12 protein-coding genes and 1 tRNA gene are annotated in these 13,838 nt (G+C 35.2%); 1 reads left to right on the top strand and 12 read right to left on the bottom strand.

Going from position 1 to position 13,838, the window contains the following annotated elements; translation table 11 throughout:
• From ACP5S8_RS00685 to ACP5S8_RS00665, 5 genes are all read right to left on the bottom strand, one after another.
• The coding region (locus ACP5S8_RS00685) for a secretin N-terminal domain-containing protein (RefSeq protein ID WP_461875312.1) at positions 1–1,582 on the bottom strand (1,582 nt) is incomplete at its 3' end.
• Complete coding sequence (locus tag ACP5S8_RS00680; RefSeq protein WP_461875311.1) at positions 1,572–2,267, bottom strand: hypothetical protein; 696 nt, start codon at positions 2,265–2,267, stop codon at positions 1,572–1,574. The genes ACP5S8_RS00685 and ACP5S8_RS00680, both read right to left, overlap by 11 nt.
• Positions 2,264–2,842, bottom strand: coding sequence for a hypothetical protein (locus tag ACP5S8_RS00675; protein ID WP_461875310.1), 579 nt, complete (start codon positions 2,840–2,842; stop codon positions 2,264–2,266). The genes ACP5S8_RS00680 and ACP5S8_RS00675 overlap by 4 nt, the downstream gene beginning before the upstream one ends.
• Positions 2,830–3,966 (bottom strand): hypothetical protein, encoded by a 1,137-nt coding sequence (locus tag ACP5S8_RS00670; RefSeq protein ID WP_461875309.1) that lies wholly within the window; start codon positions 3,964–3,966, stop codon positions 2,830–2,832. Before ACP5S8_RS00670 ends, ACP5S8_RS00675 begins: the two co-directional genes overlap by 13 nt.
• Positions 3,967–3,971: 5 nt before the next feature.
• Positions 3,972–4,556 (bottom strand): hypothetical protein, encoded by a 585-nt coding sequence (locus tag ACP5S8_RS00665; RefSeq protein WP_461875308.1) that lies wholly within the window; start codon positions 4,554–4,556, stop codon positions 3,972–3,974.
• Positions 4,557–4,703: 147 nt separating this feature from the next.
• On the opposite strand from ACP5S8_RS00665, the gene ACP5S8_RS00660 reads away from it, so the two are divergent.
• Positions 4,704–6,254 (top strand): ATP-binding protein, encoded by a 1,551-nt coding sequence (locus ACP5S8_RS00660; RefSeq protein ID WP_461875307.1) that lies wholly within the window; start codon positions 4,704–4,706, stop codon positions 6,252–6,254.
• A gap of 47 nt (positions 6,255–6,301) precedes the next feature.
• Here ACP5S8_RS00660 and ACP5S8_RS00655 read toward each other — a convergent pair.
• The 7 genes from ACP5S8_RS00655 to ACP5S8_RS00625 all read right to left on the bottom strand — a co-directional run bounded on the left by ACP5S8_RS00655 (position 6,302) and on the right by ACP5S8_RS00625 (position 13,834).
• A tRNA-Lys gene (locus ACP5S8_RS00655) sits at positions 6,302–6,374 on the bottom strand.
• Between the two features lie 55 nt (positions 6,375–6,429).
• The gene (locus tag ACP5S8_RS00650) at positions 6,430–7,500 is read right to left on the bottom strand and encodes an ATP-binding protein (protein ID WP_461875305.1); all 1,071 of its coding nucleotides are present in this window, start codon (positions 7,498–7,500) and stop codon (positions 6,430–6,432) included.
• A 39-nt stretch (positions 7,501–7,539) separates the two neighbouring features.
• Positions 7,540–8,019 (bottom strand): D-glycero-beta-D-manno-heptose 1-phosphate adenylyltransferase, encoded by a 480-nt coding sequence (rfaE2, locus tag ACP5S8_RS00645; protein ID WP_461875304.1) that lies wholly within the window; start codon positions 8,017–8,019, stop codon positions 7,540–7,542.
• Between the two features lie 103 nt (positions 8,020–8,122).
• On the bottom strand, positions 8,123–9,142 hold the full coding sequence (locus tag ACP5S8_RS00640; RefSeq protein ID WP_461875303.1) for a DHH family phosphoesterase: 1,020 nt from the start codon (positions 9,140–9,142) through the stop codon (positions 8,123–8,125).
• Between the two features lie 16 nt (positions 9,143–9,158).
• On the bottom strand, positions 9,159–11,576 hold the full coding sequence (ppsA, locus tag ACP5S8_RS00635) for a pyruvate, water dikinase (protein ID WP_461875302.1): 2,418 nt from the start codon (positions 11,574–11,576) through the stop codon (positions 9,159–9,161).
• A gap of 16 nt (positions 11,577–11,592) precedes the next feature.
• On the bottom strand, positions 11,593–13,041 hold the full coding sequence (locus tag ACP5S8_RS00630; protein ID WP_461875300.1) for a molybdopterin dinucleotide binding domain-containing protein: 1,449 nt from the start codon (positions 13,039–13,041) through the stop codon (positions 11,593–11,595).
• Between the two features lie 10 nt (positions 13,042–13,051).
• A complete protein-coding gene (locus ACP5S8_RS00625) occupies positions 13,052–13,834 on the bottom strand; it encodes an enoyl-ACP reductase FabI (protein ID WP_461875299.1) in 783 nt (260 codons plus the stop codon).
• Positions 13,835–13,838 lie beyond the last annotated feature (4 nt).

Genomic DNA, 13,838 nt, shown 5'->3' with positions numbered 1-13,838 from the left:
TTTTAAATCTATTTTGTATATACCACTCTATACCGTATTGAAGAGAACCAGTGAGGGTTACCTCTGCTATAGTGGTCTTTATAAGCACTTGCTTTGGTGGTTTGTCTAACTCTTGCAATAAACTCCTTACAAGCTTATATTTGGTAGGTGTGGCTACTATGAGGATAGTATTTGTCCTATCGTCAGCCGCCACTCTCAGATCTTTTGAAGAAAACGCCAGTACCTCTGGGCCAGAGTTAAAGCTTTGCGCGGGGACTGCTCCCTGCACCATAGGTGTTACTGAGCTTCCCATACCACCGGGCACTCCACCGTAAGGACTCATGCCTCCATAATTGCCATATGCGCTTGGACCAGCTAAACCATTTAGTTGGCTTGCGACCATTTGAGATGAGATTACAGGACTTGACGGAAGAGCTTGGGATTTTGTGCTTTTAGTTTTAGTTGTAGATGTGATGCTGTATAAAGACTGAAGAGCTTGGACCAACTCAGTGGCTCTCGTAAATTTCGGTTTGTATATGTAAGCTTTTTCTTCAGAACCAGCTGATTCTGCAGTATCCAACTTCTTATCCCAATACATGATTAGCTTTAGAGTCTTATCGTCTGGGGGTATCACCATAACGCTGTTGAGGTAATCTATAGGCACAAAAAGCACACCCGGTTGATCTGGGGTTTTGGCAATTGGTATATTTAGACCCTGCAGTATGTTTGATACTTGACTTATAAAATCTTTTGGAGACCAGTATGTTAGGTGAAGAAGTACAGGTTTTTTGTTTTTCATATAAGGTATATCTATAGCATCTAAAAAGTCTATGAGGCTTTTAATAGAATAACCAGGTCCTGTCATCATAAGAGCGTTTGCCTTTGGGAATATCTGCACGTCAAGGCTTGAATGGTATATGTTGTGTATGAGGTTTATTGCAGTTTGGGGGTCCAAATACTTAAGAGGCACTATTTGAGTTATGGTTTGAAACGTGTTTAAAGCTTTTCTTGAAAATACGACTTCTTGAGGTGGGGGTGGTGCTACATTTGTAGGTTTAGTGTTAAGATAAAGCGCGCCGCCTTTTTCAGATACTTCTATGTTGTTTTTTTCTAAAAGCCCCAACACTAGTTTAAGAGCATTTTCTGGTTTTAGTTTTACAGGCATATTTATGGTGACTGGTGTTTTGTTGTTTTGAGTGGCTTGGTCTATGAAGTAAGGTACCTTTAGCACTTGCCCTAAAGCGTATTGGACAAAGTCTCCAAGGGGCATGTTTTGCACGTTTATCGCTACCTTTTCCTTGGTGCCTATCTTAACTTTTGACAAATCAAGTTTTTTATTTTCTTTAGGTGGTGGAGGAGGAGGGGCTGGGGCGGTTTTTGGTTTTTTGTAAAAATCTGGTATAGGGATTGGCTCTAATGGGTTTGTATTGACCGGTGTACCCTCTTCTGATATAACACCCAAATTGTTTGGTTTTTCTTTTTCGTTGGTTTTTTTGCTTTGTTTTGATACAGTTATCTGGTTAGCTCCTTTGGGAGCCATTGCACAAGAATAAAAAAGCATAGTGGATACACTAAACGCTATCAAAAGTTTTCTACCTTTCATAGTTTTTCACCTCAAAATTAAATATCCTAATGGTTTTTTTATAAAATTTGTACTTGTAAGTTGTTAAAGCTCCTTTTTGTTTTGGTATCTTTTGCACAAAAGAAAAGCTGACATAGTTTGGTCCTACGGCTGTTACCTTTATAAAAGGTCCTTTTTCTTTTGGTATTTTTGATATCTTGGCGTTTGCTTGTGGAAAATTTGGTGGACTAGGTGAGGGATGCATACCAAGAAGTTGTGGCAAACTTGGTAGCCCCGGCATGCCTCCTGGATGAAAACCTTGAGGACCCTGAGGAGCACCTCCCATATCCGCCGGTATCAACTGGCCTTGATGCACTTTTATCATACTACCGTTTGGAAGCGTTAGTACGGCAAATCTCATCTTTCCTCTTTCGAATATACCAGAGAGTTTTACAGCGTTTGATACAAATATAGCCTGAGCCAAAGGAGGTAATGTCGGAGGAGGAGGCGGTGGCAAATTAAAGAGGTTTGTTACGAAAAGGTATTTTGGAGCATAAAGTGTTCTTGTTGATATATTTTCTTCGTATTGATTTTGGGTTTTTGGCTTTTGATAAGGATTTATATGTAAAACTGGATACTCTATAGAAGGGGTATTTTTAAATATTATAAAAGCTGCAAAAAACGCTATCAAAAAAGCAAGTATATCTTCTTTACCAATCTTTATCATATCTTTCTCAACAGCTTATAGGTGCTTACAGTAAAGGAGAAGTTCACGTTCCCGCCAAAGGTATTTATTTGGGTTTCTTTTATAACGGTATATTTTGGCATGGCCTCTAAATATTGGAAAAGAGAAAACACCTTATAAGGGTCGTTGGTAGAGAGCCTTACTTTTATATCTATTTGCTCTATATACTTGGTCTTAGATGGTTCTGGCATCTCTATGCTTTGAAGGTTTATGTTGTTTTGCTTGGCATATTTTTTTACTATTTTAGCAAGAGATATCTGTATGTCTTTTGATTTAGCGTTTTCGCCGTAAAGGTTTTCTATGGATATTTGGTTGTTTGAAGCACTTTGGCTTGGCTGTTTTATCTTTTTAGAGGTGTACAGCTTTATATCTTCCATATATTCTCGAAGTTTCGAATTTAATTTTTCTTTGTCTTTTTTTACCTCTTCTTTCATGGGGTATATAACAAACCTAAGTATAGAAAGTATAATAATGATATATATACCTAATTTTTTTCTATCTATACTTTTATAGCTATCTTTTAATTTTGACAAGTTTGGTATTGTTAATGTACGCATAAATATTCTACCTTCATGTTTAGATTATAAACCTTTTGCATATTTTCTGACAAAGGAGATTCTAAGTTAAAATCCTTTATACAGCTGTCTTTTGAAAGGTTTTCTAGAAATTCAAAAGGTTTTTTAGTAACGATTGTGAAATTAGCTTTAGGAACTGTAGGGTGTAAAGGTTTTATATCTATCTGGGTTAGATAATCTCCTTTATGAAAATGAGAGGTTATATTGTCTAGTATAAAAATAGGGTCTATCTTTATCACTGTATTTTCATAGGCTTTTATAAATGATTTATTGTAATGGTTTTTATTGGTTTCTTTTGTAACTAAACCAGCCTTTATAAAAGGCTTTAATTTTTCATCAAGATAATGTATCTTTTTTATGTTTTCTTGATAATATCTATGGTTTACATACAAAGCTGCTCCGTACCCTATCAAAAAATATATTATTGCTCTAAAGACCAAATCTTCGTTTATCTTAAAAGCCGAATACCTTTTGTAAGGCTTTAAGTCTATAGATTTTATATAATCTAAAAACACTGGATAAGCCTTTGGCTGTTTTCTTACGATATCCATATCCAAGCTTAAGTCCTCATAGGATATTATATTTTTCATCTCGAAATCGCTAAGACCTTTTAAAAAAAACTCAAAGTAATCTCTTGAAAAATCTTTTATCTGAAGGTAGCTGTAAAGTCCTTCTTCTGATACGGCTAATATATTGTATACATCATCTTCTTTGTATATAAGTATATCATTTTCTTTAGTTTTGAAACAAAGAGGTTCCGCTATAACATGGGTAAATTCAAAATCTTTTTTTACATCTTCTAGTATAGCGAAAGGAAAAACAAATATATTTACTTTTACCGTGTTTTCATAGGTTTTTGCTATATTAAAATTAAAATCCATTTTTTCGTTTGGATATACATCTTCTATATGGTTTTGTATGATATTTTTTAGATTTTCATAGGTGGTTTTAGGGAATGTTTCTTTTAGATAGTGAGCATCTTTAGAGGATATCACCAGCACTCTTTTTTCTAAAAAGCCTTTCTTTCTTGGCTTATCAACTTTTTTTATGTTTTTATCAACTTCGTAATATTCTTTTTCCCCGTCCTTGTAAAAGCATATATACATACATTCTATTGTTTAATATAAATAATGGGAAGTTTTCCTTTTTGGCATACTAGGTTGTATATTTTTTTATTAATAGCAGGAGATTTTTTATTTATTTTGTACACCATATTCATCTTTATTTGACCACCGCCAAGCATGAGCGTGATTTTCTTATTTTTGCAATCTACCTCTGTTAGAGTAAGTTTACTACTTAAAGGTACTATTTCGTTTGCAGCTTCTTCTGCGCTTAGTTTTGGTTTTTTGTGAAGGGTTTTATAAGCTTCTTCGTTTGCCTTTTTGATGTTTGCCACTACATTTTTAAAATAATTTTCATCTACGAAAGAAAGCCATACTCTATAAACGCCGTCTCCAAACTTACCCTTACCTTTTGATATGTATACTCTATATTTTTCTTCCTTTTTTCCGGTCTTTGATATGCTATCCCCCACATATACAAAGCTAAGGGGTTTTGATATTTTTTTGTAATAATTTGTAATCCCATAAGCACCACTTTCCATATTAACATTGCTTTTAAGAGGTATCACTGCACCATAAACACTCATCAATGTCCCAACACCAAAAAACAAAGATACTATCCTTTTTATGCTCATAGGTTTATTATAGCATATGTTTGTATTTTATATATGGGTTGCGATTCTAAACCTTCTCTTCTCACCATATATTCTTACCTCCTTTATAAGATTTCCATAAACAAAATTTTAACAGAGGCACAACTTGCGCAATTGTATAATATTTATATGAAAAAAATACTACCTATAGGTGTGCAGAGCTTTCTTTCTATTAGGACAGAAAAAAATTATTATTACGTAGACAAGACAAAGTTTGTAAAAATACTATCCGATTACGGCAAATACTATTTTCTATCCAGGCCAAGGCGTTTTGGTAAATCTCTATTTTTAGATACGCTCCGCCAAGCTTTTCTTGGAAAAAGGGAATTGTTTAAAGGACTTTATCTATACGATAACTGGGATTGGGATAAAAAGCATCCTGTAATACATATAAGCTTTGGAAAAGGCAACTACAAAACCCAAGAAGATTTAAAGCTAAGTATTGAAGAGATGTTTCTTTCTCTTCAAAAAGATTACAGTATAAGCTTATCATATCCTACTCGCAAAGGCAAACTTGAAGAAGCCATTAGAGTTTTAGCGGACAAATACAACTCTCCAGTGGTAGTATTGGTAGATGAATACGACAAACCCATATTAGATGCTATAGACAACTTAGACAACGCTTATGAAAATAGAGAGATACTAAAAGATTTTTACTCTCCGTTAAAAGATTTAGACCCATATCTTAAACTTGTATTCTTAACTGGTGTATCGAGGTTTTCAAAGGTATCTATATTTAGCGGACTTAACCAGTTAAGAGATATTACGCTTAGTAAAGAATTTTCTACAATATGTGGATACACTCAAAAAGAGCTTGAAACCGTGTTTGAGGACCAACTTGTAGAATTTGACAAAGATGAAGTAAAAAATTGGTACAACGGTTACAATTGGTTGGGGGAGCCTGTATACAACCCTTTTGATATATTGCTGCTTTTTGCTGAGAAAAGCTTTAAACCTTATTGGTTTGAAACTGGAACTCCTAGCTTTTTGATGAGGCTTTTAAAAAATAGAAAATTCTACATACCAAATTTAGAAAACTTAGAAGTAGGAGAAGAGATGCTATCAAGCATAGATTTAGAAAAGATATTCCCAGAGAATCTTCTTTTTCAAACTGGCTATCTTACTATAAAAGGCTCTCAAAAAAGAGGAGCAAGGACAGTATTTGCTCTCACATATCCAAACCTTGAAGTAAGAATGTCTTTTAACGATTCATTTTTAACCTACGTACTACCAGATGAAATTGCAGTAGAAGCCCAAAGCACCGAGCTAAACCTCTATGCTTACCTTCAAGAGGGAAATTTGGAAGCGCTAAGAGATTCTCTTAAAAGCCTATTTGCAAGCATACCCTATGATTGGTACAGGAAAAACGATATAGACTCATACGAAGGGTTTTATGCATCTGTTGTTTATGCGCTTTTCAACGGAGCAGGTATAAAAACCATCGCAGAAGATACCACAAACAAAGGTCGCATAGACCTAAGCGCTTTTGTTGAGGACAAAATCTACATACTAGAGTTTAAAGTAGTAGATAAACCATCAGATAATCCGTTAAAACAAATAAAAGAGAAAAAGTATTATGAGAAATACCTATCAGAAGGCAAAGAAATTTATATAGTAGGTATAGAGTTTTCAAAAGAAGATAAGAATATAGTTAGCTTTTGTTATGAAAAAGTTTCTTAAAATGAATATTTCTCCCCGAGCTTTTAATATGAATATTATCATATATATGGGTTGCGGGGGGATCGAACCCCCGACCTACGGATTAAGAGTCCGTTGCTCTACCGACTGAGCTAGCAACCCTAATTTATATAATTATATCACTTTTCATAGCTTTTGTGAACTTGTAAATTGCGGTCTACTTTGACAGCAGTATCTCCATCCCTTTTTCGTAGGTTCTGTTGTTGCCGTTTACTTTTAAAGATTTGGGATCATAAAAAAATATTTCTTTTTGAGCCCATTTGTCTATCACATCCATAATCTCTTTTCTTTTTTCCATATTTGGGTCTAATATAAAATATCCATTTTTTAATATCTCTTTTGCTATCATTCTAAATATCTCATCTTCTTCTTTTGTATTTTTTCTTATTATAAAATCTGCTATCTCTGTATAAGCCAAAAACGCCTTTTCATCAAGATAAGCTTTTAAATTCTCTATTTTATCTTTTTTGGTTATAATCTCATACAAATATGGTATACATCCACCAAGATAATCCCAGATAAAAGCTACCTCATCATCTTTAAACCCTTCTTCTTTTAACCACTCATGGGTATCTTCATAGGATAGATGGTCTATTTTGTAAAAATCGCTGGTGACTTTTAACTTGGCATCGTTGTAGATTTGGTCTATGAATATCGTATTGGAGCTTAAAATAATGACATGTGCTAAGTGAAGTTCTTTTGTCAAAGATACTAAGAAATTTAGAAACTCTTTTATAAGCTCTTTTTCACCGTTTATGTATATGTCTTGCAAAGTTTGAATCTCGTCTATTATGATGATGGGTTTTTTGGTTTTGGCTATTTTATCTATTTGATCAATAAGTGCGTTGAAAAGGTCTACTTCTTTTTCTTCTATTTTCTTAAGTATGTTGGCTTTTAGTTGAAAAATACCTAAATTTATCTTGCTTTCAAACGATATATCAGTGCTCTCTGGTTTTATGAAAGTCTTTAAAAAAGAGTCATAATTTATAACAGCATACCTTCTAAAGTTTATATACTTTACCCAAAAACTGTCTTTTGGTTTTAAACGCTCAAAATCTTCAAAAAGCTCATTCTCTATAATATACTCAATAAGTGTAGTCTTCCCAGCAGATTTCGGTCCGTATATCCAGAGTATGCGTTCTGGTCTTGTTTGAAACCTATCCATGAAAAACTTTATATCTTTATCTCTATCTATGAAAAATCCGTTTCTAAACCATCTTTTTTCCATAGAGCTATTGTATCATATCGCGTATATACCAACACCTGTTTATTGCTTTTCACAGTAAAGCTCTATTATCTTTTGTATAATCTTTGAAGTGGAAGTATCGTAGTCAAATTTTATAGTGTTTACACTGCCCCCATGTGATAATACTATATCCGCTCCTACTATGTTTTCTATTTTCCAATCCGCTCCTTTTATAAGGATGTCTGGTTTTATAGCTTTTATAAGGTTGTAAGGCGTATCCTCATCAAAGATAACAACCATATCAACAGGTTTTAATTGGCTGAGCACATAAGCTCTTTGTTCTTGAGGTATTATTGGCCTTTTCTCGCCTTTTATTCTTTTTATAGAATTATCTGAATTAAGCCCTACCACAAGAATGTCTCCGTAGCTTTTAGCAATGTTTAAATATTTCACATGCCCAGCGTGGATTATATCAAAGCATCCGTTTGTAAAAACTATCTTCTTGTTTTGGGACTTGTGCTCTTTTATTTTTTCTATTGCTTCTTCTAAAGTGTAAATCATGCAATTAATTATACCTCTTAAGAGCTTGTTGAAAAACGACTGATTGTATAAGATAGTAAATGTTACCCAAGGTTACACCTTTTGGGGCTTTTAAAAAATATATTTAAACTTTTACCTCTTCCAAAGAAAGCTCTTTATCTTTGTTGAAAGCGTTTAATTCTAAAGCTATGCTGTCTAAAAGCTTGTACAAAGATGTATGCATATCGTCGTACAATTTACAACCAGAAGCGTATTTATGGCCACCACCACCAAGGCGCTGTGCTATTTTAGACACATCCACAAACTCTTCTTTGCTTCTTAAAGATACTCTCCAAAACGTTGTGCCGTCTTCTTTTTTAGTTTCTATCATAGCAAAAGCCACATAAACACCTTCTAGCCTTCTTGGATAGTTTACAAGCCCTTCTGTATCTTCGTAAAGAGCTCCAGTTTCTTCTATCATACTCTGGGTTATAACAATACCAGCGGTTTTTCCGCTGTGGAATATCTCAAGGTTTTCTAGGGCTTTGCTTATAAGCTTTAGCTTGGATAGGCTTTCTCTTTCTCCAAAGTTTTTCCAAACGTAGTTTGGCTCTACACCGTAAGAACATAGCGATGATGCTGCGTCAAACACTTCTTTTGTAGTGTTTGAGTATCTAAAGAATCCTGTGTCTGTGCAAAGGCCAGTGTAAAGGCAAAGGGCAATGTCTTTGTCTATAAGATCTTTGTTTATATATTTTAAAAGCTCATAAACCAAAAGCGTGGTGGAAGCGTAAGAATAATCTACAAAATCGTAAAGTCCGTAAAAATCCCCACCCACATGATGGTCAATACGTGCTTTGCAGTTTGATGAAATTTCAAAGTTGGCTCTTTTGAAACCAGAAGCATCTACTATAATTGCCAAATCAAAGAACTTTCCCTCCAAATCTTTTGGATGAAGGACTTCGTCTACTCTTGGTAAAAATTGGGCAAACTTAGGAACGTTGTCTTTACAAAAAACGTAAACATCTTTATTTAATTTTTTTAAAAAAATATATAAAGCCAAAGCACTACCTAGGGTATCACCGTCTGGGTTTTCATGGCAAACCAAGAGTATGCTTCCTTTTTCCTCTAAAAGCTTTTTGGCAAGAGGAACAACTTTTTCCATAAATACCTCACATATATTATTTATGCAATTTTTCCTCCATTTCTACGACAGCAAGCATAGTTTTAAAAACTGAGTCTGGATTTAGGGATATGCTGTCTATGCCTTTTTCTACTAAAAATTGAGCAAAATCAGGGAAATCGCTTGGGGCTTGGCCACATATACCTACTTTTCTGTTTGTTTTTTTGGCTACATCTATTAGATTTGCCACCATGATTTTTACTGCTTCGTTTCTTTCATCGTAAAGATGGGCTACCAAATCAGAATCTCTATCTATGCCAAGGGTAAGCTGTGTTAGGTCGTTGCTACCTATGGAAAATCCATCAAATATTTCTGCGTATTGGTCTGCCAATATCACGTTGCTCGGTATCTCTGCCATTACATAAACTTCAAGACCGTTTTCTCCCCTTACAAGCCCAAACTCTTTCATGGTTTCCAACACTTTTGCGCCTTCTTGAGGTGTTCTACAAAATGGTACCATCACCTTTACGTTGTCAAGACCCATTTTATTTCTAACTCTTAATATAGCTTTACACTCAAGACCAAAAGCCACTTTAAACTTATCTGAATAATACCTAGAAGCGCCTCTCCAACCTATCATCGGGTTTTCTTCTTTTGGCTCAAAGTATTTACCGCCTAAAAGACCTGCGTATTCGTTGCTTTTAAAATCAGAAAACCTAACTATTACAGGATTTGGATAAAAAGCTGCGGCAATCTTTGCTATACCGTAAGAAAGCTTCTTCACATAGTATTCTTCTTTGTTGTCGTAACCAAAGGTTATATTTTCTATTTCTTTGTAAAGCTCTGGGTCTTTTTCTTTTACAAAGTCCAAGTTTATAAGGGCTAAAGGATGTATCTTTATGTAGTTTGCTATGATAAACTCCTCTCTAGCAAGACCAACCCCGTCATTTGGAATAGCGGCGTATCTAAACACAGAACTTGGATCTGCTACATTTATCATTATTTTGGTTTTTGGCTTTTTGATATTTGATAAATCTATCTCTTTTACATCAAACTCCAACTCTTTGTCGTATACGTAAGCGGTCTCTCCTTCAGCACAAGAAAGCGTAACCCTCATACCGGTTTTCAATACTTCCGTGGCTTTTTGAGTGCCTACAGCCGCTGGTACTCCAAACTCCCTTGCTACTATAGCTGCATGAGCAGTCCTACCACCCCTGTTGGTAATAATACCTCCGGCTTTTTTCATTATTGGTTCCCAGTCTGGGTCTGTGATGTCTGTAACCAGTATGTCTCCTTCTTTAAAATCTGAAGCTTCTTTTATGCTGTGAATTACTTTTGCTGTGCCTACGGCTATTTTATCACCTACTGCTATACCGCTTAATATCCTATGATTTATTCTTTCTTCAAGAGGGTCTTTTATTTCATACACTAATAGTTTGTTTTGTTGGCGTCTTGATTGGACTGTTTCTGGTCTTGCTTGGACTATGTAAAGCTGTCCGTCGTTGCCGTCTTTCGCCCATTCTATATCCATCGGTTTTTGGTAGTGCTCTTCTATTTCTATGCCCCATTTGGCCAATGTAAGTATTTCATCATCGTTTAAAGCGTATAGCTTTTGCTCATTTTGAGGTACGTTTATTATCTTTACCCTGTCAGACCCCATCCCGTATATCATTTTCCTATCTTTTTTGCCGAGTTTTTTCTCTATAATAGCGGAAAAGCCTTTTTTGAGAGTTGGTTTAAAGACCATATACTCATCTGGAGTTACCATACCTTGGACTATCATCTCTCCAAGACCATATATAGCGTTTATGACTACCACATCTTTAAAGCCGCTTTCTGTATCTATGGTAAACATGACTCCAGATGCACCCAAATCTGAACGCACCATTTTTTGCACGCCCATAGATATGGCTATTTTAAAGTGGTCAAAGTTGTGAGAGTGTCTATAAGATATGGCTCTGTCTGTGAAAAGCGATGCGAAGCCATTTTTAACGGCTACCAAGACATTTTGAGCTCCTACTACGTTTAGGTAAGTTTCTTGCTGGCCTGCAAATGAAGCATCTGGCAAATCCTCCGCAGTGGCAGAAGATCTCACCGCCACGTCTACTGCATGTGTGTTATACATTTGGGATAATTTTTCATAAGCTTTTGTTATCTCATCTTCTAGGTCTTGTGGAAATTCCCCGGCCCTTATCATCTCTCTTACAGCGTGTCCTTTTTTGGCAAGTTGATCTAAGTTTGAAGGATCTAAGTCTTTTAACGTATCCTTTATCTTCTCTTCAAGGTTGTTGTGCTTTATAAAGTATCTGTAAGCTTCAGCGGTTACTACAAAACCGTAAGGTACGTTTACTCCTTTTGGTTTTAGATGTCTTATCATCTCCCCCAAGGATGCGTTTTTTCCACCCACGTAAGGTATATCCTCGATACCAACTTCGTCTAGGAAAACCACCAGTTTGCCTTCTAAGCTTTTATTCATTTGAAACCTCCTAACTTTATAGCTTCTTATATCTTATCACTGGGATAAAACTTTTGTCAATAGCCAAAACTCCAGGCCTTACCCCTTCGTAAAAGGGTTGATATTCGTCAAAACCATCTGAGATAAAAAATGTGTTGTCTGGTATGTTGGCGGATATTTTTACCTTTAAAACGGCTTTTCCGTATTCGGTGGTGATTTCTAAAAGCTCTCCATCGGTTATATTTATAATCTCTGCCAAAGATTTATTTATGTATATGTATTGGTTTGGTTCTATCTCGTGAAGCCACCTTGAATAATGTCCCATATCATCTACTACGCTGTGTCCTACAAAAAGAGTGGGACCCTGCAACGTTGTGGTTTCTTGTTTTGGGCTTTTAGTATAAGATATATTCTTACCTACATTTGGTATTATATCAAGAAGCGTGTAAGAGTTTTCATTTTCAAAGATAGCTTGAGCGCCTACATCTAAAAACGCCGTTTTCTTGGTAAAATCCATCTCTATAAAAAACTTTCTTGGAAGATAGTATTTTGATAAGTTTACGCTCATATTTGCCATCTGAGAAAGGCTAAGTATATCTTTTTTAGAAAATATTTCTAACTTGTCGTCTGGTATATACCTAAACATATCCCCTACGTTTACAACGATTTCATGATTTTCGATATCTTTTAAATGTTCTTTTATATTCTTGACAGGCCAATGGGTTATGTTGCCGGTGATTACATAGTCTATGTTGTATTTTTCTTTCATATATTTTAAAAACTCTAAAACGAAATCTCTATCTATCTTAATATAGCTATCTTCTATTACAATTAGGGCATCGCTTAATTTTGTTGAAAATAGTGCAAACTTGTTTATAAATTCATCTTCGCTATGCCCTATCTCAAAAGCGTTTTTTATGTTTTCTAAAAAGCTCAAAAATTCAGAAGGCGGTATCAGTTTTTTGTAGTTTGCTTTAAACGTTATATTTGTAAACATCGCACCAGCGCTGAAGAGTTTTGCTCCCTTTTGTTTGGCATCTATAATCCACCTTGATAGCATCACATCGTAGTATGAAGGTTCTGATATGTTTAGGATTACTTTTTTATCTGGTATATTTTCTATTTCTATGGTTTTAGGCTTTTCAACGTAAAGCATATTAGAATATACGTTTTCTGTAAAAGAAAAAGCCCTTTGAAGCTCTTCTTCTGTGCAAAATCTATCCACATATATGCCTATGTCTTTGTTTAAATCTATATTGGGTTTGTTTGATTCTTTTAGTCTAAACTCTGAAAAAGGAAGTTCTTGGACAAGAGCTATTCCTTTTGTGCAAAAACTACCCATTCCAAGTCTATCGGAAGGGTGTCCTGTTACATCAACTATTTTGTTATCTTTAACAAAAGCTATAAACTTACAACCGCAATTACAACCTATACAATACCCTATTAGTTCCTTTTCAAAGTTTTTTGAACTAAAATGCTCTATCAACGAAAACCTCTCACTCTTCTTCTTTGTCGGAAACACCCATTATGCTGTAACCACTATCTACATATATGGTTTGCCCTGTTATACCCCTTGCCCACTCGCTACACAAAAACGCTGCCGTATCTCCTACTTCTTCTATGGTTACATGCCTTCCCAATGGGCTTACTTTAACGGTGTGTTCCATCAGAAGGTGAAATCCAGTGATGCTATATGCAGACAACGTTTTAATAGGACCTGCGGATATACAGTTTACCCTTTGATTTTTCTTTGCTATATCAAAAGCCAGATACCTTGTAGCGCTTTCTAAAGCTGCTTTTGCTATACCCATGACGTTGTAATGAGGCACCACCTTTTGAGCTCCGTAGTAAGAAAGCGTCAAAAATGCTCCTTCTTCGTTCATAATATTTGAAAAGGCTCTTACAACCGCTATGAAAGAATAAACCGATATATCCATGGCTATGCCAAAACCAGCCCTTGTGGTGTCTATAACACCGTTTTTAAACTCATCTTTTGGAGCGTAAGCTATAGAGTGCACTACTATATCTATATTACCCCAAGCTTCTTTTATGTTGTTGGATAGGTTTTCTATATCTTGGTCTTTCGATACATCGCATTCAAAAACAAGCTCTGTACCAAGCTCCTCTGCTATAGGCATAACCCTTTTTTTCACAGATTCACCGGCGTAGCTTATTGCTATTTCTGCTCCTTCTCTTTTGAAGCTTTTAGCTATACCGTAAGCTATACTTTTGTCGTTTGCTAAACCCATTATAAGAGCTTTTTTGCCTTTTAATATCATTTTT

Origin of the sequence: Hydrogenobaculum sp. (genome assembly GCF_049967395.1) — a bacterium.
Classification (GTDB): Bacteria; Aquificota; Aquificia; order Aquificales; family Aquificaceae; genus Hydrogenobaculum.
This window is presented reverse-complemented; position numbering and strand designations above follow the sequence as displayed.

Bases quoted from the DNA above. Each gene is read 5' to 3' on its own strand.
- rfaE2 (WP_461875304.1), bottom strand. From the start codon at position 8,019: ATGATTTACACTTTAGAAGAAGCAATAGAAAAAATAAAAGAGCACAAG.
- ACP5S8_RS00665 (WP_461875308.1), bottom strand. From the start codon at position 4,556: ATGAGCATAAAAAGGATAGTATCTTTGTTTTTTGGTGTTGGGACATTG.
- ACP5S8_RS00650 (WP_461875305.1), bottom strand. From the start codon at position 7,500: ATGGAAAAAAGATGGTTTAGAAACGGATTTTTCATAGATAGAGATAAA.
- ACP5S8_RS00670 (WP_461875309.1), bottom strand. From the start codon at position 3,966: ATGTATATATGCTTTTACAAGGACGGGGAAAAAGAATATTACGAAGTT.
- ACP5S8_RS00680 (WP_461875311.1), bottom strand. From the start codon at position 2,267: ATGATAAAGATTGGTAAAGAAGATATACTTGCTTTTTTGATAGCGTTT.
- ACP5S8_RS00640 (WP_461875303.1), bottom strand. From the start codon at position 9,142: ATGGAAAAAGTTGTTCCTCTTGCCAAAAAGCTTTTAGAGGAAAAAGGA.
- ACP5S8_RS00675 (WP_461875310.1), bottom strand. From the start codon at position 2,842: ATGCGTACATTAACAATACCAAACTTGTCAAAATTAAAAGATAGCTAT.
- ACP5S8_RS00625 (WP_461875299.1), bottom strand. From the start codon at position 13,834: ATGATATTAAAAGGCAAAAAAGCTCTTATAATGGGTTTAGCAAACGAC.
- ACP5S8_RS00660 (WP_461875307.1), top strand. From the start codon at position 4,704: ATGAAAAAAATACTACCTATAGGTGTGCAGAGCTTTCTTTCTATTAGG.
- ppsA (WP_461875302.1), bottom strand. From the start codon at position 11,576: ATGAATAAAAGCTTAGAAGGCAAACTGGTGGTTTTCCTAGACGAAGTT.